The organism is Sphingomonas tagetis, from assembly GCF_024211275.1.
Taxonomy (GTDB): domain Bacteria; phylum Pseudomonadota; class Alphaproteobacteria; order Sphingomonadales; family Sphingomonadaceae; genus Sphingomonas; species Sphingomonas tagetis.
The window spans coordinates 83,189-104,140 of record NZ_JAMLDX010000005.1 but is presented as its reverse complement, the minus strand read 5'-3'; the positions used below and the strand labels follow the sequence as shown (position 1 = coordinate 104,140).

General features: G+C 68.1%; 21 protein-coding genes. 18 read left to right on the top strand and 3 right to left on the bottom strand.

Features of this window, described 5'->3' with window-relative positions; all coding sequences use genetic code 11:
- The first annotated feature begins 81 nt into the window (after positions 1-81).
- The 4 genes from M9978_RS08600 to ftsH all read left to right on the top strand — a co-directional run bounded on the left by M9978_RS08600 (position 82) and on the right by ftsH (position 5,154).
- Entirely contained in the window at positions 82-990 is a 909-nt protein-coding gene (locus M9978_RS08600; protein ID WP_254292614.1) for a helix-turn-helix domain-containing protein, read from the top strand.
- A gap of 69 nt (positions 991-1,059) precedes the next feature.
- Entirely contained in the window at positions 1,060-1,974 is a 915-nt protein-coding gene (locus tag M9978_RS08595; protein WP_254292613.1) for a tetratricopeptide repeat protein, read from the top strand.
- A gap of 55 nt (positions 1,975-2,029) precedes the next feature.
- Positions 2,030-2,971 carry a tRNA lysidine(34) synthetase TilS gene (gene tilS, locus M9978_RS08590; RefSeq protein WP_254292612.1) on the top strand — a complete coding sequence of 314 codons (942 nt, stop codon included), beginning with the start codon at positions 2,030-2,032 and terminating at the stop codon, positions 2,969-2,971.
- Between the two features lie 224 nt (positions 2,972-3,195).
- Complete coding sequence (gene ftsH / locus M9978_RS08585; protein ID WP_254292611.1) at positions 3,196-5,154, top strand: ATP-dependent zinc metalloprotease FtsH; 1,959 nt, start codon at positions 3,196-3,198, stop codon at positions 5,152-5,154.
- Here the strand turns inward: ftsH and M9978_RS08580 are convergent.
- Together M9978_RS08580 and M9978_RS08575 are read right to left on the bottom strand one after the other, a co-directional pair.
- Positions 5,142-7,439, bottom strand: a complete 2,298-nt coding sequence (locus M9978_RS08580; RefSeq protein WP_254292754.1) for a hypothetical protein — start codon at positions 7,437-7,439, stop codon at positions 5,142-5,144. The two genes, ftsH and M9978_RS08580, sit on opposite strands and share 13 nt — an antisense overlap.
- A complete protein-coding gene (locus M9978_RS08575; RefSeq protein ID WP_254292610.1) occupies positions 7,436-9,136 on the bottom strand; it encodes an Hsp70 family protein in 1,701 nt (566 codons plus the stop codon). Before M9978_RS08575 ends, M9978_RS08580 begins: the two co-directional genes overlap by 4 nt.
- A 113-nt stretch (positions 9,137-9,249) precedes the next feature.
- On the opposite strand from M9978_RS08575, the gene M9978_RS08570 reads away from it, so the two are divergent.
- A complete protein-coding gene (locus M9978_RS08570; protein WP_254292609.1) occupies positions 9,250-9,615 on the top strand; it encodes a hypothetical protein in 366 nt (121 codons plus the stop codon).
- Here M9978_RS08570 and M9978_RS08565 read toward each other — a convergent pair whose 3' ends face one another.
- Positions 9,616-10,665, bottom strand: a complete 1,050-nt coding sequence (locus M9978_RS08565) for a DUF3667 domain-containing protein (RefSeq protein ID WP_254292608.1) — start codon at positions 10,663-10,665, stop codon at positions 9,616-9,618.
- A 72-nt stretch (positions 10,666-10,737) separates the two neighbouring features.
- On the opposite strand from M9978_RS08565, the gene M9978_RS08560 reads away from it, so the two are divergent.
- The 13 genes from M9978_RS08560 (at position 10,738) to M9978_RS08500 (ending at position 20,904) form a co-directional block, all read left to right on the top strand.
- On the top strand, positions 10,738-11,994 hold the full coding sequence (locus M9978_RS08560) for a glutamate-5-semialdehyde dehydrogenase (RefSeq protein WP_254292607.1): 1,257 nt from the start codon (positions 10,738-10,740) through the stop codon (positions 11,992-11,994).
- A gap of 31 nt (positions 11,995-12,025) precedes the next feature.
- Positions 12,026-12,289, top strand: coding sequence for a CopG family ribbon-helix-helix protein (locus tag M9978_RS08555; protein ID WP_254292606.1), 264 nt, complete (start codon positions 12,026-12,028; stop codon positions 12,287-12,289).
- Complete coding sequence (locus tag M9978_RS08550; RefSeq protein ID WP_254292605.1) at positions 12,277-12,564, top strand: type II toxin-antitoxin system RelE/ParE family toxin; 288 nt, start codon at positions 12,277-12,279, stop codon at positions 12,562-12,564. The genes M9978_RS08555 and M9978_RS08550 overlap by 13 nt, the downstream gene beginning before the upstream one ends.
- Complete coding sequence (locus M9978_RS08545; RefSeq protein ID WP_254292604.1) at positions 12,561-13,184, top strand: nicotinate-nucleotide adenylyltransferase; 624 nt, start codon at positions 12,561-12,563, stop codon at positions 13,182-13,184. The genes M9978_RS08550 and M9978_RS08545 overlap by 4 nt, the downstream gene beginning before the upstream one ends.
- 26 nt (positions 13,185-13,210) lie before the next feature.
- Positions 13,211-13,591, top strand: a complete 381-nt coding sequence (gene rsfS, locus M9978_RS08540) for a ribosome silencing factor (protein WP_254292748.1) — start codon at positions 13,211-13,213, stop codon at positions 13,589-13,591.
- A 112-nt stretch (positions 13,592-13,703) separates the two neighbouring features.
- Positions 13,704-14,126 (top strand): 23S rRNA (pseudouridine(1915)-N(3))-methyltransferase RlmH, encoded by a 423-nt coding sequence (locus M9978_RS08535; RefSeq protein WP_254292603.1) that lies wholly within the window; start codon positions 13,704-13,706, stop codon positions 14,124-14,126.
- A 4-nt stretch (positions 14,127-14,130) separates the two neighbouring features.
- Positions 14,131-15,321: a murein hydrolase activator EnvC family protein gene (locus tag M9978_RS08530; protein ID WP_254292602.1), complete on the top strand. Its 1,191-nt coding sequence runs from the start codon at positions 14,131-14,133 to the stop codon at positions 15,319-15,321.
- 60 nt (positions 15,322-15,381) lie between these two features.
- The gene (locus M9978_RS08525; protein WP_254292601.1) at positions 15,382-16,722 is read left to right on the top strand and encodes a S41 family peptidase; all 1,341 of its coding nucleotides are present in this window, start codon (positions 15,382-15,384) and stop codon (positions 16,720-16,722) included.
- Positions 16,723-16,778: 56 nt separating this feature from the next.
- Positions 16,779-17,210, top strand: a complete 432-nt coding sequence (locus M9978_RS08520) for a disulfide bond formation protein B (RefSeq protein WP_254292747.1) — start codon at positions 16,779-16,781, stop codon at positions 17,208-17,210.
- Positions 17,207-17,740 (top strand): demethoxyubiquinone hydroxylase family protein, encoded by a 534-nt coding sequence (locus tag M9978_RS08515; protein WP_254292600.1) that lies wholly within the window; start codon positions 17,207-17,209, stop codon positions 17,738-17,740. Before M9978_RS08520 ends, M9978_RS08515 begins: the two co-directional genes overlap by 4 nt.
- An 11-nt stretch (positions 17,741-17,751) precedes the next feature.
- Positions 17,752-18,156 carry a hypothetical protein gene (locus tag M9978_RS08510; protein ID WP_254292599.1) on the top strand — a complete coding sequence of 135 codons (405 nt, stop codon included), beginning with the start codon at positions 17,752-17,754 and terminating at the stop codon, positions 18,154-18,156.
- A gap of 27 nt (positions 18,157-18,183) precedes the next feature.
- Complete coding sequence (locus M9978_RS08505) at positions 18,184-19,620, top strand: hypothetical protein (RefSeq protein WP_254292598.1); 1,437 nt, start codon at positions 18,184-18,186, stop codon at positions 19,618-19,620.
- Positions 19,621-19,656: 36 nt separating this feature from the next.
- Positions 19,657-20,904 carry a putative DNA modification/repair radical SAM protein gene (locus M9978_RS08500; protein WP_254292597.1) on the top strand — a complete coding sequence of 416 codons (1,248 nt, stop codon included), beginning with the start codon at positions 19,657-19,659 and terminating at the stop codon, positions 20,902-20,904.
- Positions 20,905-20,952 lie beyond the last annotated feature (48 nt).

Here is a 20,952-nt window from a genome sequence, read left to right as displayed (position 1 = left end):
CGCCAGCGTTGACAGGGGACGGGCGGTGGTGGACACCGCTCGCGCGGCCCTGACCCTCCTACCCCCCACGGAGCGATTTGAATGGACGGCGAACCCGGCGAGAGTGCGAGCCTCTTCCCCGTGAAGGTGGGCGAGAAGCTGCGCGATGCGCGGCTGGCGCAGGGCATGGAGCTGGCCGACATCGCCGCGCGCACGCGCGTGCCGCTGCGCCATTTGCAGGCGATCGAGACCTCGGACTATTCGGGCCTGCCCTCACCGACCTATGCGGTCGGCTTCGTGCGGGCCTATGCGCGTGCGGTCGGGGCGGACGAGGTGGCGCTGGCGCGCGAGCTGCGCGCCGAGACCGCCGGCACCTTCGCCGAACGCCCGGTCTATGAAAGCTACGATCCCGCGGACCCGGTGCGCGAACCGTCGAGCGGGCTGGCGCTGGCCGGGGCAGTGATCGCGGTGCTGCTGCTCGCGGCGGTCGGGCTGTGGTACGGCACCGACTGGTTCCGCGGCGGCGCCGAGCCCGCGCCGCAACCCAGCGCGACGGCGAGCGCCACACCGGCAGCTGCGACGCCGCAAGTGCCGGCGAGCGGCGGGCAGGTGACGCTGACCGCGACGCAGCCGGTCTGGGTGCGCATCTACGACGCCGCCGGCCAGCGGCTGTTCGAGAAGGAAATGGCGGCGGGCGAACGGTACGACGTGCCGCCCACGGCCAATGGCCCGATGATCAATGTCGGCCGCCCGGAATCGCTGCAAGTGACGGTCAACGGATCAAACGTCGCGCCGCTCGGCCCCGCCGGGCAGTCGGTCAAGGACGTGCCGATCAGCGCCGAGGCGCTGCTGGCGCGCGGCAGCGCGGCGACGCCTGCGCCCGCCGCGGCGCCCTCGCCCAGCGCGCCGGCCGCAGCCCCGAAGGCAGCCGCCACGAGCCGCCCGCCGGCTTCACGGCCCAGCCCACAACCGCTGCCGCCCGCCTTTGCGGATAATTCGACCGCGCCGTAAAGCGTGGCGACAGATTCACTATGTGATGTATATGGTGTTCAGTACGTTACACCTGCGGGGGGTGTCCAAATGCGTTTGATGGTTACCATGACGGCTATCGCCGCGCTTGCGGCGGTCGCCGTGCCGGTCGCGGCACAGACCAGCCGTGGCGACGGCATCGAAGGCCGGGTCGACCGGCTCGAGCGCGAGATGCGCGCGGTGCAACGCAAGGTGTTTCCGGGCGGCGCCGGCATGACCGTCGAGCCGCAGATCACCGCGCCCGCGCAACAGGGTTCGCCCGGCCAGCCGGCGAGCGGCGTGGTCAGCGACCTCACCGCCCGCGTCAGCGCGCTGGAATCGGGTGTGCAGGGCCTCACCGGGCAGGTCGAGCAGACCCAGTACAAGCTGCGCCAGCTCGAGGACGCGTTCACCGCCTACAAGCGCTCGACCGACGCGCGATTGAAGGCGCTGGAGGAGACCACCACCTCGATCGGCAGCGAGCCGGCCGCACCGGTGACCGGTGCCACCCGCCCGCCGCGCCCCGCGCAAGGCGGACCCGCCGTGCCTGCCCCCGCGACGCCAGCCGCCGCGGTCGAGAAGCCGAGCACCAGCGACGCGGCCGAAGACGGCTATGTCTATGGTTTCCGCCTGTGGCAGGCCAAGCAATATGACAAGGCGATCACCGAGCTGCGCAGCGTCGTCCAGAAATATCCCAAGCACCGCCGCGCCAGCTATTCGCAGAATCTGCTCGGCCGCGCGCTGCTCGACCAGGGCAAGCCGGCAATGGCCGCGACCGCATTCTTCGAGAGCTATCAGAAGATGCCGAACGGCGAACGCGCGCCGGATTCGCTCTATTATCTCGCCCAGGCGCTGGTGAAGATGAAGAAGCCGGCGAGCGAGGTGTGCAAGGTCTATGACGAACTGACGCAGGTCTATGGCGACCGCATCAGCGAAGCGATGAAGATGGATGTCGCCACCGGCCGCTCCGCCAGCAAGTGCAAGTGAGCTGAAGCCGCCCGCTCCGGAAGCGGTCGAGCGGTTTCGGAATGACCTGAACGCGTTGATCCTGCGCGCGACCGGCGCGCCGCTGGACGGTGACGCCCGGATCGCGCTGGCGGTGTCGGGCGGGGCCGACAGCATGGCGATGCTGATGCTCGCCGCCGCCACCTTTCCCGGACGCGTGATCGTGGCGACGGTCGATCATGGGCTGCGGGCGGAGGCGGCGGACGAGGCGGCGCTGGTCGCTTCGCTCTGCACTGAGCTGGGCGTGGCGCATGTGACGCTCGCGCCACTTGAACCGATCGCGGGCAGCAGCCTGCAGAAACAGGCGCGCGCCGCGCGCTACGCCGCGCTGGAAGCGTGGATGGCGGCGCAGGACATCGATCTGCTGCTGACCGCGCACCATGCCGACGATCAGGCCGAAACGCTGCTGATGCGGCTCAACCGGGCGTCGGGCACGACCGGCCTCAGCGGCATCCGTCCGTTTCGGCAGAGCGGCGATGTGCTGGTTCTGCGCCCGCTGTTGCGCTGGCGGCGGCGCGAGCTGCGCGAGGTGGCGCAGGCGACGGGCGTCAACTGGGTCGAGGACCCGTCCAACGCCGATCCGCGCCACGACCGCACGCGCTACCGCGAATTCCTCGCCGGCCAGTCGCTGCTGTCGGCCGGCGCGCTCGCCGCCGCCGCCGCGCATATCGAGGAGACCGATGCCGCGCTGGCCGAACTGACCGACCGCATCGGCGGCGAGCGCTGGGCCGCCGCCAAGGGCCGGCTCGACGCATCGGGCTTGCCGCGCGAGGTCAAGCGGCGGCTGGTGCGGCGGGCGATCCTCGACACCCGCACCGCGCATGGCGTGACCGCGCCGCATTTCTCCGCCGCGAGCAATGTCGAGGCGCTGCTCGATTCGCTCGAAGCAGGCCGCGCCGCCACGCAAGCGGGTGTCATGGTCACACCGCGCGGACCAATCTGGCAATTCAGCCTCGCTCCGGCCCGCCAATCACGCTGAGCCATCCTTTGAAAATGCGCGGAACAGCGCATTTTTGAAGACGGCACCAGCCCGCTCCCCCACCCGGCCACCCATAGAGTAAACTGCCGTTGGGTGGCCGGGTGGGGGAGCGGGCTGGTGCTGCATGCGCCACACGGCGCATTTCCTGACCAGTACACAGCTGTTCCATTGCCATTAACCTGCCAGCGCCTATGTTAAGCTGGAATCATGGCACCCGGAAATCGATGAACGACGACAACAAGCCGCAAGGGCCCGAGAATAACGGCAACCCGTGGATGAAGAGCCTGCTGATCTGGGTGGGTATCCTCGCCGCGCTGGCGCTGTTCGTGACGATGTTCGACACGCGCTCGACGCAGAGCGCGGGCACGACGATTCCCTATTCGCAATTCCTCGACAAGGTGCAGGAAGGGTCGGTCAAGGACGTCAGCATCAGCCCGAGCGTGATCAGCGGCACGTTCAGCAATGACGGCAAGTTCCGCACCAATGCGGTGCCCGACCCGCAGCTGATCCCGACGCTGCGCGAAAAGGGCGTGACGATCAGCGCGCGGCCGGAGGAACAGCCTTCGGTGTGGCTGTACATCCTCTACAATTCGCTGCCGTTCCTGCTGTTCCTCGGCATCGCCTTCTTCGTGCTGCGCCAGATGCAGAAGAACAGCGGCTCGGGCGCGATGGGCTTCGGCAAGTCGCGCGCGAAATTGCTGACGCAGAAGGAAGGCAAGGTCACGTTCGACGATGTCGCCGGCATCGACGAGGCGCGCGAGGAACTGGAGGAAGTCGTCGAGTTCCTCAAGGACCCGACCAAATTCGCGCGGCTGGGCGGCAAGATCCCCAAGGGCGCGCTGCTGGTCGGCTCGCCCGGCACCGGCAAGACGCTGCTCGCCCGCGCGATCGCGGGTGAGGCGGGCGTGCCGTTCTTCACCATTTCCGGCTCGGACTTTGTCGAGATGTTCGTCGGCGTCGGCGCGAGCCGCGTGCGCGACATGTTCGAACAGGCCAAGAAGTCGGCGCCGTGCATCGTCTTTATCGACGAGATCGACGCGGTCGGGCGCCATCGCGGCGCGGGGCTCGGCAACGGCAATGACGAGCGCGAGCAGACGCTCAACCAGCTGCTGGTCGAGATGGACGGCTTCGAGGCCAATGAAGGCATCATCATCGTCGCCGCGACCAACCGCCCCGACGTGCTCGACCCCGCGCTGCTGCGCCCGGGCCGCTTCGACCGCCAGGTCGTGGTGCCGCGTCCCGACATCGAGGGGCGCATCAAGATCCTCGAAGTGCATATGAAGAAGGTGCCGCTGGCGCCCGACGTCGATCCGCGCGTGATCGCGCGCGGCACGCCGGGCTTCTCGGGCGCCGATCTCGCCAACCTCGTGAACGAGGCGGCGCTGATGGCCGCGCGCAAGTCAAAGCGGCTGGTCGCGATGCAGGAGTTCGAGGAAGCCAAGGACAAGGTCATGATGGGCGCCGAGCGCCGCTCCATGGTCATGACTGAGGACGAGAAGCGGATGACCGCCTATCATGAGGCGGGCCATGCGATCGTCAGCTTGCACGAACCGGCGAGCGACCCGATCCACAAGGCGACGATCATCCCGCGCGGCCGCGCGCTGGGCATGGTGATGCGTCTGCCCGAGCGCGACAGCTACAGCTATCATCGCGACAAGATGTACGCGAACCTCGCAGTGGCGATGGGCGGCCGCGTCGCCGAGGAAGTGATCTTCGGCTATGACAAGGTCTCGTCGGGCGCGTCGGGCGACATCCAGTACGCCACCGGCCTCGCCCGCGACATGGTCACGAAATGGGGCATGTCGGACAAGGTCGGCCCGGTCGAATATTCGCAGCCCGAGGGTGAATCCTTCCTCGGCTACAGCTCGTCGCAGCCGCGGCATATGTCGAACGAGACGCAGCAACTGATCGACCATGAGATCCGCGCCACGGTCGAGGGCGGGCTCAAGCGCGCGCGCGACGTGCTGACCGAACATATCGACCAGCTGCACCAGCTGGCCGGCGCGCTGCTCGAGTACGAGACGCTGTCGGGTGACGAGATCAAGAAGCTGCTCAGCGATGGCGATATCGGCCGGCCCGAACCGGGGTCAGCCACGAAGCCGGTGGTGAGCGCAGGCGCCTCGATCCCCAGGACGCGGCGGCCCAAGGGACCGTTCGGGAACCCTGCGCCTCAGGGCGCCTGATCGAGCCTTTTCTTCGCTGATTTCTCTGCGGCCCGGGCGATGAGTCCGGGCCGCATCGTTTTGGCGATGTCGAGATCGGACCGGGCAGTCAGCACCTCCAGCATGGCGATTTGTGCGGCGCATTTGGCCTTCGCGTCGGCGCCGGCAAAGGCATCCGAGAGGGCCTTCGCGCGCTGCGGATCACCATTGGTGGCGGCGCGGATCAACTCGTCCATCGGCACCCTTGATCCCACCCCCATCCGCCCCGGCATTTCAGGCGTGCTTCCCGCGACCGCAAGCGCATGACGGTAATGACGTTTGCGCAACGCCTCGCTCGGGGTGAACGACGCGGCAGCCGTCTCGCTGGCGCAACTGCGCGGGTCGCGCTTCTGCTGCTCGCGCATCGTCGCAAGGCGGATGTCCATCTCGGCGGCGATCAGCGAGGCGGGCGCGAGCGGCAAACGCTGGCGATAGGCGGCGTTGACCAGCCGGTCGATCTCCGCCCAACCTTCGGTGCGCGTGCGCTTGACGGCTGCCTGACGTTCTTCACCGGCGATTTCGCGCCGAATGCGCTCGGCCGCTGCGTAAAGCGCCGGATTTCCAGTCTTAAGTGCGGCGAAGCCCGGTTCGATACGTTCGATCGAATCGGTCGAGCCGACGGATATGGGCGGCGCCCCGCTTTTCTCCACCGGCGGGGTCGACAGGATCGCCGACACCACCAGCGCGACCCACAGCGCCCAGCGCAGCAGCGGGGTGAAGCGCACGATGAAACTGCCGTCGTGCAGCTCGCGCACCGCGACCGTCAGCATCATGCCCGCGATTGCGGCGGCGCCCCACGGCACCAGCGGCTGCGGCGCCGCCGGCAGCGCCATCCGCACCGCGGCGGCGGCGAGCAGCAACAGCGCGGCGACGCTCGCCGCCAGCACCGGTTTCTCGCCGACGCGCCACAGCAGTTCGGCGATGGCGTTCGCACCGGCGCCGGCAATGATTAGCGACGCGATGGCAAAGGCCGCGAGCGCCGCCTGTTCCGCGCCCGACAGCGCCAGGAAAGCGGCGGCACCGAGCAACGCCAGCGCGCCGAACGAGACGAGGCGCCACAGCGGATTGCCGATCCGCGGCTCGCGCCCGACCGTCACCGCCATCCACAGCCCGGCGACGGCGGAGAGCGCGACCGTCGCCCCCGCCATCCATGGCCCGGCCGGCGTCCAGATCAGCAACAGCAGCGCCGCGGCCCATGGCCCGAGCCAGCCATGGCTGATCCAGTCCGGCGGCAGATAGTCGGCGTCGCGCCGCCGCCGCCATGGTGCGACGATGCGCAGCCGGATCACCGGAAACAGCGCCGCTGTGAGCAACACCGCAGCGCCGCCCCATCGGACCATCGGATCGGCCGCGAACATCGCCACGAAAAGCGCACCCGCCAGCGCAGCCGCCAGCATGGCGAGATCGACGAAACCGAAGCGCGGCTGCGCCAGATGGCCGCGCCACCACGCCGCAGCCTGAGCATCGAACGAATGGACGATGCCGGGCGTCTGATAATCGGCGAGATCGAACAATTGCCCGACCTGCGCCGCCACGCCGGGCCGCAGCGCGCCGATGCGGCGCTGCCACACCGGCTCATCCTTTCGCGTCAAGCTGCGCCAGCCGGCAGCAAGCTCATGCCGGCCCTCGCCGAGCGACTGGATCATGCGCCATTCGTCGATGCGGCCGAGGACGCGCCACACGGCCGGCGGGCGTTCGCCTTCGGAATCCCAGCGGAACGTCTCGATCGCCTTCATCAGGATCGGATCGCTACGCGGCACGGTGTCGGCGAGCAGATCGGCGAGCCAATGTTCGATGGCGTCGCGCGTTTCGAGCTCGATCAGCGCGGGCGCGGCGATGATGCGGCTGAGATAGAATTTGAGCTCGGTGTCGCCCTTGAACCACGGTCCGCGCAGCCCGGCTTCGAGCGCGGCGGTCAGTTCGCGCAGCTCGGCATGGTCCGCCGTCCGCGCATCGGCATGCGGATCGGGATCGGGGCCGAGCGCGGGCTCGGCCGCGACGGGGACGACGAACGGCTGCCGCGCCGCGGCGTCCGGCGCGTCGGCGGCGGTGATTTCAACCGCATCCCAGTCGGTTTCCTCCTCGTCCTCCCACTCGTCGCCATAGTCGATCCAGTGAAGCGAAGCCTCATAGGCCTGACGCAGCGCCATGAAGCCCTGCGGGTCGTCCTCCGGGTTGGTGAGCTTGAGTTTCGCCGCATAGGCACGCCGCTTCGCCGCGCGATCGCTGTCGCGCGGAATGCCGAGGACCTCCCACCAGGGTTTCAAAGAAAGGTCTCGCCCTCAAGCGAATCGAGCGCGCCGTGCAGCTCCTTGCGTGCCGCCTCGATCGTGCGCGGGTCCTGCGTTTCCAGCGCGGCGGTGAAGCGGCTGAGCACTTCGCCGACCCAGTAACGCTGGTCGCCGAGGAAATTCTCGTAGCATTTCTCGCCGCGCGCCATCGCCGCCTTGTTCTCGGCCTCGTCACGCGGATGCGTCTTGAGCGCGGCGAGCGAGGCGCGTGCGCGTTCGAGCGACGCCGCGTCGCCGGCCATGCCGTCATTGATCGTCAGGCTGACCTTCTCGCCGGTCTGCGGCACGACGATGTCGACCTCGAGCAACCCCGACACGTCGTAGGAGAAACGCACATCGACGACCTGCCCCGCCGGGCCGCGCGGCACGCGCACCTCGGTGCGGCCGATCTCGACATTGTCGCGCACCAGCCGCGCCTCGCCCTGATAGATGCCCATTTCGACCTTGGCGTGGTTGTCGTGCATGGTGGAGAAAGTGTGGATGCGGCTTGCCGGAATCACCGTGCCGCGCTCGATGATCGGCGCGAACAGCCCGTCCTCGATCCCGCCGCCGGGCAGCCGCCGCGCGACCTCCACGCCCAGCGAATAGGGGCAGACATCGGTGACGACGACTTCCTTGAGCGCCGAATCGCGCGATTTGAGCCCCGCCTGCACCGCCGCGCCCAGCGCCACCGCCTCGTCGGGATTGACCGTGGCATTGGGAAAGCGCCCGAACATGCGGGTGACGGCGCTGCGCACCAGCGGCATGCGCGTCGAGCCGCCGATCAGGATGATCTCGCTGAGCTCGGCGCTCTTGATCCCCGAATCGCGCATCGAGCGCAGCACCGGTTCGCGGAGCCTGTCGATCAGCGGCTTGGCGGCTTCCTCGAATGCCTGGGTGTTGACCGTGTGGCGATATTCGGCGTCCTGCCATACCACGCGCATCTCGACTTCCGACGCGCTGGACAGCCCGCGCCGGGCGCGCTCAGCCGCTTCGCGCAATTTCTGATGCAGCGCATCCTCGCCACGCCCGGCCTCACCGAACGCGTCGGCATGCTTGAAGCGCATCAGGTCGACCAGCAGCTCGTTGAAATCCTCGCCGCCGAGATGATTGTCGCCGGTCGAGGCACGAACCTCGATGATCCCCTCGAAAATCTCGACGATCGAGACGTCGAACGTGCCGCCGCCGAGATCGAACACCAGGAAGCGCGATTCGTCAGCGAGCTGGTGGATGCCATAAGCGAGCGCGGCGGCGGTCGGCTCGTTGACCAGCCGCTCGACCTTGAGGCCGGCGAGTTCGCCGGCGCGATGCGTCGCCTTGCGCTGCTTGTCGTTGAAATAGGCGGGGACGGTGATCACCGCTTCGGTGACGGTCTCGCCCAGATACGCCTCGGCATCGGCCTTGAGGCTCTGCAGCACCAGCGCGGACAATTCCTCGGGGCTGAAGCTGCGCTTGCCCAGCGTCGCGGTGCGGCGCGTGCCCATATAGCGTTTGAACGCGGTGGCGGTGACGTCGGGGTGGCTCGCCATGCGCTCGCGCGCGGCGAGGCCGGTGATGACCTCGCCCTCCTCGCCGATGCTCACCGCGCTTGGGGTCAGCACATGGCCGAGCCGGTTGGGGATCAGCACCGCCGCCCCGTCGCGCCATACCGCCGCGGCACTGTTGGTCGTGCCGAGGTCGATGCCGATGATCATTCGTCGAACCCCCGTGGAAAACGCCGCGACTTTAGCGGGCCGCGCGCGACTGTGAAGCGCCTGCATGCCGCCATAATCGGTCGATATCGGTCGCGGTATCGGAGAGTAAGCGTATGAAGAAACTGATGATGATCGCGGCGCTGGTCGCCCTGCCGGCAAGCGCGCAGGCGATGAGCGTGGCCGAATTCCTCGCCAAGGTGAGCGGGCTCAAGGCCAAGGGGCTGTTCGCGATGGGCTCGCCCGACATCAAGCTGCTGACCACCGAGATGAAGGCGGTCGGCGAAGCCTATCGCACCGATATCGAGGGCGCACGCGCGGCGGGGCGCACCCCGCACAGCTGCCCGCCGCCCAAGGGCAAGGCCAAGCTAACCAGCAAGGACCTGCTCAGCGAATTCGAGGCGATCCCGGCGGCGCAGCGCGGGATGAGCGTCAAGACGGCCTTCTATGCGATGATGCGCAAACGCTATCCGTGTAAATGATCAGCCGACCAGCCCCAGCGTGAGCAGCAGCAGGCCGAAGATCAACACGACGAAGGTGATCAGCCACAGCAGCACGATCGTGCGCAGCAGCGCGCTCCACCCGCGCAGGCGATAGGCGCCCTTGAGCTGGAAGAAGATGTGTAACGGTGGCGCGGTCAGCGCCACCAGCGCGATGTTGCCGCCGCTCAGTCCCAGCGCGCCGGCCAAGGTCAGCAGGATGAACAGCAGCGACATGAACGCGAGCGAATAGGTCACGAACACCGCGTGGTCATAGCCTTTGTACTGCCGCTTCCACGCGAACAGCAGCCACACGAACGGGATCGACAGCGGGATCAGCGCCCAGCTGAACTTGTAGCTGTTGGTCTGCAATTTGTAGAGCGCGAGACCGGGGTTCTTGCTGGCCTTTTCGATGCCCTTATCGAGCCGTGCCCAGCCGGTCTTGGTGTTGCCGATGAAGCGCGTGTTGCCGATCGACACCGGCGCGGTCCTGAGCCGCTGGAGCTCGTCGGTCAGCCCCGTGACCTGACGGTCGAGCCGCCTGGCACGCTCGCTGCCCGGTTCGGCGGTGGCGCGGGCGGCCTTGACGTCGGCGAGCTTGTCCTCGGTCTTCTTGGTCGCGAAGACGAGGCCCTGGCGGAACTGATCAGTGCCGATCTCCGCCGGCGGTGAGATGCCCATGATCTGCAGCACCGCGAACATCGTGAAAACCGAGAACAGGAACATCGCCATCGGCGAGACGAAATAGGCGCGCTCGCCATGGATGTAGCGGCGCGTGAGCTGGCCGGGGCGGAAGAACAAGAGCGGCAGCGTATGCCACAATTTGCCGTCGAAATGGACGACGCCGTGGAGGATTTCGTGCCCGATCGCGCCGATCGTGCGGTGGACATGGCCGACCTGGCCGCAGCGGTGGCAGTGCGGGCCGACCAGCGCGGTACCGCAATTGAGGCACAGGCCGCCATGCTCGGCATGCGCCTCGCCATGCCGCTGCTCGACCGCGCGGCCGAGCAAGGCTCCGCTGACGACATCGCCGGCTGCGTCGAATTCCCCCATGAAGCCATGCTATCCGCGATGCAAAGCGCGCGCGATAGGGACTTTGCCGTGCTGGCGTGATAGCGGGCGGGCATGGACCAGAATCCTGAACAACTGATCGCCGAGATGGGCCAGCGCGCCCGCACCGCCGCCGGGAGGCTCGCCGGATTGCCGACCGCGCGCAAGGCCGAGGGCCTGCGTGCCGCCGCCGCCGCGATGCGGGCGCAGGCCGACGCGATCCTCGCCGCCAATGCCAGGGATGTCGCGGCAGGCGAGGCGAACGGGCTGTCGGGCGCGCTGCTCGACCGGCTGCGGCTCGATCCGGCGCGGCTGGAAGGCGCGGCGCAAGGGGTCGAGGCGGTCGCGGCTTTGCCCGATCCGGTGGGCGACACGATCAGCCGCAGCGAGCGGCCTAACGGCTTGCAACTCAGCCGCGTGCGCGTACCGATCGGGGTGATCGGCATCATCTATGAAAGCCGTCCCAACGTCACCGCCGACGCAGCGGCATTGTGCGTGATGAGCGGCAATGCCGCGATCCTGCGCGGCGGCTCGGAAGCCGCGCACAGCAACCGCGCGATCCATGCGGCGTTCGCCGCCGGGCTGGCGCAGGCCGGGTTGCCCGCCGACGCAGCGCAGCTGGTGCCGACCACCGACCGGGCGGCAGTGGGGGCGATGCTGCGCGCCGATGGCGCGATCGACATGGTGGTGCCGCGCGGCGGCAAGAGCCTGGTCGCGCGCGTGCAGGAGGAGGCGCGCGTGCCGGTGCTCGCGCATCTCGACGGGATCAACCACACCTACATCGACGGCGCCGCCGATCCGGCGATGGCGCGCGAGCTGGCGGTCAACGCCAAGATGCGCCGCACCGGCATTTGCGGCGCGACCGAGACGCTGCTGATCGACCGCGCCTTCGCCGATCCGGCGCCGATGCTGGCGGCGCTGGCCGACACCGGCTGCGAGCTGCGCGGCGATGCCGATATCCGCGCGATCGAGCCGCGCGTCGTGGCCGCCAATGCCGAGGATTGGGACACCGAATATCTCGACTCGATCCTCTCGGTGAAGCGGGTCGATGGCGTCGAGGGCGCGATGGCGCACATCGCGGCGCATGGATCGCACCATACCGACGCGATCGTAACCGGCGATGCCGCGACCGCCGAGCGCTTCCTGAACGGCGTCGACAGCGCGATCGTGATGTGGAACGCCTCGACTCAATTCGCCGATGGCGGCGAGTTTGGCCTCGGCGCCGAGATCGGCATCGCCACCGGACGGCTGCACGCCCGCGGCCCGGTCGCGCTGGAGGGGCTGACGACGTACAAATGGGTCGTCCGGGGGACCGGTCAGACCCGGCCTTGAATCTCTGAATACAATTGTATACATGTATTTTATGAGCAAGACAGCCGTCATCACTGCCAGGCTTGATCCTGACACGCTCGATCTGGTCGATCGCTTGGCAGCAGCCAAGGGGCGAAGCCGCGCAGACTTCGCTGCCGAAGCAATCCGTCGTGTGGCGGAAAGCGAAGCCGATTTCATGGCGTTTGTTCAGGTCGGTATCGACGCTGCTGATCGCGGCGACCTGATTCCCCATGAGGTCGTCATGGCTGAGCTGGACGCGATGATCGCCAAGCATGAGGCGCGATGCCGCAACTAGACTGGACTGCGCCCGCGCTGGCCGATCTTCGCGAGATCGACGCATGGCTCAGCGAACATGCCCGTCCCGAGATTGCGTTGGTTACGCTGATCCATATTCGCCGGCGGGCACGATTCCTTGAAGACTTTCCCCATGGCGGTCGACCGATCGCTCACGGAAGCCGCGCGCTTCGCGTGATCGATACACCACACATCATTCTGTACCGGCTCGTCGATGGCGTTGTTCAGGTCTTGCGCGTGCAACATGAGCGCGAGGACTGGCAAGTCGAGCCTTGAAACGCATCGGCCTTCTCGGCGGGTCGTTCAACCCAGCGCATCGCGGGCACCGTGCGATCTCGCTCCATGCACTGCGCGCGCTCGAACTCGACGAAGTCTGGTGGCTGGTGTCGCCGGGCAATCCGCTCAAGGAGGCGCAGGGGATGGCGCCGTTCGCTGCGCGCATCGCCTCGGCCCGTGCGATGGCGAGGCACGCGCCGATCCGGCCGAGCGCGGTGGAGAAGCGGCTCAGGACGCGCTTCACCGTCGATACGCTGACCAAATTGCCCCGGCTTTACCCCAGGCACCGCTTCGTGTGGCTGATGGGTGCCGACAATCTCGCACAGTTCGACCGGTGGAAGGGCTGGCGCACGATCGCGCGGCAGGTTCCGATTGCGGTAATCGCGCGCCCGGGCTATGATCGCGACGCCCATGCAAGTCCTGCCATGGGTTGGCTGCGGCGCTATGTGCGGCCCGCAGGCCAGGCGAAGAACTGGACGAGTTGGAGTTTGCCGGCCCTGGTGCTGCTGCGCTTCCGCCCTGATCCGACTTCGGCGACACGCCTTCGCGCCGCCGACCCTGCCTGGCATCGGCGTTTTTCGCCGTCCCCAACAAACAGCACGCCCGACACCTCAGACTAGGAGCCACCTTGAACGCATCCCCCCACGTGTCGCCGCCGACCCCCGCCGCAAACGGTGCGCGGGACGACGCCGACGCGCTGCACAGCCTGATCCTGGCCTCGCTCGACGACGATCAGGCGGTCGAGACCGTCTCGATCCCGCTCGCGGGCAAGAGCAGCATCGCCGACTACATGGTGGTGGCGAGCGGCCGCTCGACCCGCCAGGTCGCGTCGATGGCGCAGAAGCTCGCCGAGAAGATCAAGGCCGAATTCGGCCGCAACCCGCGGATCGAGGGGCTGCCGACCGCCGACTGGGTGCTGATCGATGCGGGCGACGTGATCGTCCACCTGTTCCGCCCCGAAGTGCGCAGCTTCTACAATCTCGAGCGCATGTGGGCGTTCGGCGATGGACCTTCCGGCACCGCCTGAGTTTCGTTCGATGCGCCGCACCAGCCCGCTCCCCCACCCGGCCACCCAACGCCAGTATCCTATGGGTGGCCGGGTGGGGGAGCGGGCTGGTGCGGCAAACCTCAACTAAAACATGCTACTCCACATTGTCGCGCGCGGGCGCATCGGGCGCGGACCCGAGGCTGAACTGGTGGCGCGCTATATGAAGCGTGTGACTTGGCCGCACAGGATCACCGAACTGCCCGACACCGGCGGCAAGATTCCCGACCTGCCGCCCGGCACGCGGCGCATCCTGCTGGACGAGACCGGGGAGAACCTGCCGTCGCGCGTGCTGGCCGAACGGCTTGGCGCGTGGCGCGACGACGGGGTGCGCGAGTGCCGCTTCATGATCGGCGCGGCGGACGGGTTCGGCGATACCGAACGGCGCGAGGCCGACCTGCTGCTCTCGTTCGGGCGCGCGACCTGGCCGCATCTGATGGCGCGCGCGATGCTCGCCGAGCAATTGTGGCGCGTGACCAGCATCCTTGCCAACCACCCCTATCACCGCGAAGGCTAGGCAAATGCACCGCCTCGCCGCCATCGCCATCGCCGGAACGCTGATCGGGGCGGCCTGTGGCGGCACGCTGCTGGCGCAGACGCCGAGCCTGACCGACCAGCGAACGCAGCTTGCCAGCGCCAACAAGGCTGCGCAGGACGCCGACGCGCGCGCGCGGTCGCTGCAAACCGCCGCCGCCAGCGAGCGTGACGAAGCCAAGCGTGCCCGCACGCGCGAGGCCGCGGTCGCAGCCCGCATTCAGGCCGCCGAAGCGCAGATCGCCGCCGCGCGCGCGCGGATCGATATCGTCGACCGCATGCTTGGGCTTCAGCGCGTCCGCCTCGCCGAACAGCAGGGGCCGGTTGCAAGGCTGATCGCGGCGCTGCAATCGCTCGCGCGGCGCCCTGCGCTGCTCGGGCTGGTCCAGCCGGGATCGACCGCCGATATCGTCCATGTCCGCGCCGCGCTGAGCGCGGTCGCGCCGGTGGTGCATGCGCGCACCGGCGAGATTCGAGCCGAGGTCGAGCGCACCCGCCGCCTGCGCGACGGCGCGCAGCTCGCCGAACGCAGCCTGAGCGACGGCCGCGCGCGGCTGCAGAACGAGCGGCTGGCCTTGGTGAAGATGGAAGCCGAGCACAGCCTGCGCTCGGCCGATTACCGCCGCGGCGCGATGTTCGAATCCGACCGTGCGCTGGCGCTGGGTGAGCAGGCGCGCGATCTGGTCGATCTGATGGATACGATGGGCGCGGCGGCGGAGACCCGCGCCGCGCTCGAATCGCTGCCCGGCCCACTGCCGCGCCCCGGCGTCGAGGGTGCGGAAGCACCTGCACCGGTTACTCGCAGCGCTGCGCCGCCGCCCTATCGGCTTCCCGTCGCGGGACAGGTGGTCACCGGCCTTGGCGAGCTGTCCGCCGAGGGCGTGCGCTCGCGCGGCCTCACGCTCGCCACCTGGCCGGGCGCGCAGGTGGTTGCCCCCACCGGTGGCCGCGTGATCTATGCCGGGCGCTTCCGCCGCTACCGCAACATCGTGATCCTCGACCATGGCGCGGGCTGGACCTCGCTGGTGGCGGGACTCGACCGCGTGCTGGTGCGCGTCGGCGATCAACTCGTGCAAGGCAGCTCGCTCGGCCGCGCCCCGCAAGGAGACGCCCCGCGCGTGATGGTCGAGCTGCGCCGTCAGGGCCGCCCGGTCGATCTCGCGCAATTGCTGGATTGATTTCCGCCTTGCGTGCTTTTCGTCTATCTTGAGTTCAGCTTGTTTGCAGAAAGTAGCGTCATGATCCGTCCCCTTCTCCAGGTCACCGCCGCGGTCGGCGCGCTTGCGCTGATCCCCGTCACCACTGGCGCGATGGCCAGCGTCGAGACGTCGAGCTATCGCGAGCTCGACGCGTTCATGGACGTCTACAACCGCGTGAAGGCGGATTATGTCGAGAAGGTCGACGACAAGAAGCTGATGCAGGGCGCGATCGACGGCATGCTCGCCAGTCTCGATCCGCACAGCTCCTATGTCGATGCGGTCGCGTTCGACAATATGCGCCTTCAGACCGAGGGCAATTATGGCGGCCTCGGCCTGTCGGTCACGCTCGAGGACGGCGCGGTCAAGGTGATCACCCCGACCGAGGACACGCCCGCCTGGCGCGCCGGGATCAAGTCCGGCGATTACATCACGCATATCGACAACAAGCTGATCTATGGCGGCACGCTCGACGAGGCGGTCAGCCAGATGCGCGGCGAGCCGGGCTCGAAGATCGCGCTGCGCATCGTCCGCCGCGGCCGCGACAAGCCGTTCGACGTCACGCTGACCCGCGAAACCATCGTCCAGAAGGCGGTGAAGTGGGAGGTCAAGGACGGTGTCGGCATCCTCAACATCAACACCTTCAGCGCGACCACCGCGTCCGACATGCGCGCCGGCATCGCCGCGATCGAGAAGCAGCTCGGCGGCAAACCCAAGGGCTATGTCATCGATTTGCGCGCCAATGGCGGCGGGCTGCTGACTCAGGCGATCGAGGTCACCGACGCGTTCCTGGCGCATGGCGAGATCGTCAGCCAGCGCGGGCGGGACAAGGCGGATATCGAGCGTTGGTACGCCAAGTCCGACGACCTCGCCCGCGGCCTCCCGCTGGTCGTGCTGGTCGATGCCGGCACCGCCTCGGCGTCGGAGATCGTCGCCGGCGCACTGCAGGATCATCACCGCGCGCTGGTGCTGGGCGAGAAGACCTTCGGCAAGGGATCGGTGCAGACGCTGCTCCAGCTGGGGCCGCGCACTGCGCTCAGGTTGACCACCGCGCGCTATTACACGCCGTCGGGCCGCTCGGTTCAGGAAGGCGGGATCGAACCCGATCTGGCCGTGCCGCAGCTCACCGACGCCGATTACAAGACGCGGCCGGTGTTCCGCGAGGCCGATCTGCGCCGTCACCTGATCAACGAGACCAAGGTCGACAATTCGGTGCTCGAGGAAGACACCAAGACCGACCCGCGCTTCGCCGCGACGCCGGAAGAGCTCAAGAAGAAGGGCGTCGAGGACTTCCAGCTGCATTACGCGCTCCAGACGATCGCACGCACCGCCGCCCCCGCGCGCATGGCCGGCGGCGCGCCCAAGAGCGGCGGGCGGCGCTGAACTTGACGCCGCAGCGGTCCGCGCAATGGCTGGCGCTGCTGGTCCCGCTCGGGCTGATGGCCGGGGCGCTGGGCAGCCAGTATCTCGGCGGGCTCTACCCGTGCGAGATGTGCATGTGGCAGCGCTGGCCGCATTATGCGGCGATCGTGGTGGCGCTGCTGTCGTTCGTCGCGAAACCGGCGCGCGTGCCGCTAATCTGGCTCGCCGCGCTGCTGATCGCGGTGAGCGGGGCGATCGGCGCGTTCCATGCCGGGGTCGAATATGGCTGGTGGGAAGGGCTGACCCGCTGCGCTACCACGTTCGGCGCTAGCGGGGGCAGCACGCTCGATTCGATCATGAACGCCCCGCTGATCCGCTGCGACGTCGCGCCGTGGCATTTTCTCGGCATTTCGCTGGCGGGGTGGAACGCGATCGTGTCGCTGGGCGGCGCATTGCTGATCGCGGTGCTGATGCGCAAGGCCCCCAGCAATCGGGATTGGCGGCCATGAAGTGGAAGCCCGGCGATCCCCGCCCCGACGCGCGCTCGATGATTCGAGTCGATCAGGCCGGCGAATATGGCGCGACGCGCATCTATGCCGGGCAGCTCGCCGTGATGGGCGACCGGTCGGACACGGCGCGCGCGATTTCGGGCATGGCCAACCAGGAAGAACGGCACCGCAAGTTCTTCGATGCGTTGATCGCAGAGCGCGGTGTGCGGCCGACCGCGTTGCAGCCGGTGTGGAACGCCGCAGGTTTCGCGCTGGGCGCGGCGACGGCCGCGATCGGCCCGGCGGCGGCGATGGCATGCACGGTGGCGGTCGAGACCGAGATCGACCTCCATTATCGCGAACAGCTCGAGGCCCTGGGTGAGAACGACCCGGTGCTGTCCGATGCGGTCGCGGAGTTCCGGGCGGAAGAGCTCGAACATCGCGATTCGGCGCTGGCGGCAGGCGCGGAGATGGCGCCGGCCTATCCGTTGCTCTCGGGCGCGATCCGGCTGGCGTGCAGGGCCGCCATCGCGGTCTCGAAGCGAATTTGAGGAGCAGGACGATGAAGACGACCTTGCTGGCGATCGCGGGTATCGCGACGGTGCCGCTGCTGGCGATCGGCCTGGCCAGCGCGGCGCAGGAGGCGCCCGTCGATGGGGTGCTGATCATCTATGGCGACGACAAATGCCCGACCAACGCCGACGGCAACGAGATCGTGGTGTGCGTCCGCCGGCCGGCCGAGGAACGCTACCGCATCCCCAAGGACCTGCGCGACCAGGAAACCAAGCGCGAGAATGAGAGCTGGGCGGTGCGCCAGCAGGACGCGATGAGCGTCGGCGCGACCGGCATCGGCAGCTGCTCGACCGTCGGCCCGGGCGGCGGCATCGGTTGCGCCGCGCAGGAGATCCGCGCGGGCAAGGCCGAGGCGGACCGGCGCAAGGCAGCCGAGAAGGTGCTGCCGGACTGAGTCGCGGCGGAGTTGCGGGGCAGAGCGATGGGTGGCGCGCGCGCTCGCTGGCGAGTGCCGGTGTTGCTGTTCGCGCTCGTCTGGCTGTCGTGCGCGTGGTTCGGGTCATGGGCGTTCAACCCCAACAACGCGACCCGGCTGTTCGCCGCCATCGCCATCGCCGAGACCGGTGACGCGAAGATCGACGGCTTTGCCGACATGACGATCGACAAGGCGCGGTTCGACGGCCATTTCTATTCGGACAAGGCGCCCGGCGTGACGCTGATGGCGGTGCCGTGGGTAGCCGCGGTCAATGCCGTGACCGGCACCGATTCGAGTCAGGTCCAGCGCGCTTTCATGGGCGCGGGCATGGACCGGTTCCTGACGCTCCGGCAGCGCGTGGTGACGGCGATGGTGATCGCCGTCCTGACCGCGCTGGCGGCGGTGGCGCTGTTCGATCTTGCCGGTGGCGTCACCGGCAGCCGTGGTGCCGGGCTGTTCGCGGCGCTGTGCTATGGCCTGGGTACGCCGGTATGGGGCTGGTCGACCACCTTGTTCGGCCATGCGCCGGTTGCCGCATTGCTGGTGATCGGCGCCTGGGCGGTGTGGCGCGGAACGCAGCCGGATACGCCGCAGCGCGGGCGATTCGCGCTTCTTGCAGGGTTCGCGCTGGGTTGGGTGCTGGTGGTCGAACACAGCGCACTGCTGATGGCGACACCCATCGGGCTATGGGCGCTGTGGCGCACTTGGCGCTGGACCACGCCTGACAAGTTGCGCCTTTACGGCCTCGCGACCGCTGCGGGGATCGCCGCGCTGTTGCCGCTGATCGGCTACAACCTGCTCGCCTTCGGCACACCGTTCCGGCTCGGCTATTCGGGTGTGGTCGGGTTCGAGGGGATGCGGCAGGGGCTGTTCGGCCTGACCTATCCCAAGCTCGACATACTCTACGAAATCACCTTCGGCAGCCGCCGCGGCATGCTGTGGGTCGCGCCGGTCATGCTGCTCGCGCCGTTCGGTTTCTTCACGCTGATCCGCAAACCGGCAACGCGCGATGTCGCCGTGATGGCGCTCGCCGTCGCGGCCACCGCATTTCTCTACAACGCCGCCTATATCTATTGGGACGGCGGCAATTCGACCGGTCCGCGCCATGCCGTGCCCGCGCTCGGCTTTCTCGCGCTTGGTGCCGGCGCGCTATGGGCAAGCGCCGACCGCTGGGAACGCGTACTCGCGGCGTTGCTGCTGGCGGCGAGCATCGCGATCAACCTCGTCATCGCAGCAGCCGAAATCATGGCGCCCGCCGACATTCGGGACCCGCTGCGCGACCATCTGTGGTCGCGGCTTTTCGTCAACGGCCAGCTCCGCACCATACCGAGCGAGTTCTGGGGCTGGACGCCGTGGCCGGGCCTCTGGCTCTACCTCGCGCTCGCCAGCCTGCTCACCATCGCGCTTGCCCTCTCCCTTCGCCGCGAAAAGCTAAGCCTTTGACTCGACAGCGCTCGGCATGGAACATATATCGAACATATGGCCCAACTCGATTTGCGCGAAAAGCTCGAAATCCTCGCCGATGCGGCCAAGTACGACGCATCCTGCTCGTCGTCGGGCACCGCGAAGCGCAAGTCGGCGGGCGGCAAGGGGATTGGATCGACCGAGGGGATGGGCATTTGCCATGCCTATGCGCCCGACGGCCGCTGCATCAGCCTGCTCAAGATCCTGCTGACCAACAGCTGCATCTTCGACTGCCATTATTGCATCAACCGCAAGAGCTCGAACGTCCGCCGCGCGCGCTTCACCGCGGCGGAGGTCGTCAAGCTCACGCTCGATTTCTACCGCCGCAACTATATCGAGGGGCTGTTCCTCTCGTCCGGCATCATCCGCTCGTCCGACTATACGATGGAACAGATCGTGGAGGTCGCCCGCTCGCTGCGCGAAGACCATGACTTTCGTGGCTATATCCATTTGAAGACGATCCCCGATGCCGATCCCGGGCTGATCCATCAGGCCGGCCTTCATGCCGATCGCCTGTCGATCAATGTCGAGCTGCCGACGCTCGCCGGACTCGCCCGGCTCGCGCCGGAAAAGTCGGCGCCGCGGATCGAGGGCGCGATGCGCGGGCTCAGGCGCGACATCGACGACACCGCCGATGCCATGAAGCGCTATCGCTCAGCCCCGAAATTCGCCCCCGCAGGGCAATCCACTCAGATGATCGTCGGCGCCGATGCGGCAACCGACCGCGATATCGTCACCCGCTCGGCGAGCCTGTACGGCCGCTTCAACCTGCGCCGTGTCTATTATTCGGCGTTCAGCCCGATCCCCGACGCCAGCGCGGTGCTACCGCTTCAGCGCCCGCCGTTGATGCGCGAGCACCGGCTCTACCAGTCCGACTGGCTGATGCGCTTCTATGATTACCGCCCCGACGAGGTCGCCGACGCCGCCGACGCCGCGACGGGGATGATGCCGCTCGACATCGATCCCAAGCTCGCCTGGGCACTCAAGCACCGCCACCGCTTCCCGGTCGATGTCAACACCGCGCCGCGCGAGGCGCTGCTGCGCGTGCCCGGGCTCGGTGTAAAGGCGATCGACAAGATCCTGATCGCGCGGCGCTGGCGGCGACTGAGCCTCGCCGATGTCGGGCGGCTGACCGTGTCGGTGACCAAGCTGCGCCCCTTCCTGATCGCCGACGACTGGCGCCCGGTAACGCTGGCCGATCGTGCTGATCTGCGACCGCTGGTCGCGCCGAAGCGCGAACAGATGGAATTGTTCGCCGCGTGAGAACGACTCGCGAGTGAAACAAGCCCGGCGTTTCGGCGGTTAGGGTGC